The 443-nt window shown below is 65.7% G+C and carries 1 protein-coding gene; it reads left to right on the top strand.

Features of this window, described 5'->3' with window-relative positions; genetic code table 11:
- On the top strand, nucleotides 1-443 hold a 443-nt coding region (locus AACY49_RS31090; protein WP_339528162.1), incomplete at both ends, for an IS66 family transposase.

Genomic DNA, 443 nt, shown 5'->3' with positions numbered 1-443 from the left:
CCGGCGCCGGTATTGGATCCGGGGCGCGGCAGGACTAAAACCGGCTATTTCTGGGCGCTCTCGCGTGATGACAGGCCTTGGGCCGGGCCTGATCCACCTGGGGTGGTCTACGCCTATGCACCGGGCCGCGGCGCCGTTCATGGCTTGCGGTTGCTTGAGGGCTATCGCGGCATCATCCATTGCGATGGCTATGAGGCCTACAAGACCATGACTCGAGAGACGCGTGCGGACGCACTGTCCGCGACGCTCGCCTTCTGCTGGTCGCATCTGCGACGCCAGTTTGTAAAGATCGAGCGTGAGGCTTCGCCGGCGCCGGCTCCAGTTGCCCGCGAGGCCCTCGAGCGCATTGCCAAGCTCTACGCGATCGAGAAGGCACTACGCGGTCGATCTGATGCCGAGCGCCGCGTTGGCCGACAAGCGCATGCCCGGCCTCTAGCCGCAGC

This window comes from Pseudomonas sp. EL_65y_Pfl2_R96 (assembly GCF_963970905.1).
Lineage (GTDB): Bacteria > Pseudomonadota > Gammaproteobacteria > Pseudomonadales > Pseudomonadaceae > Aquipseudomonas.
This window is presented reverse-complemented; position numbering and strand designations above follow the sequence as displayed.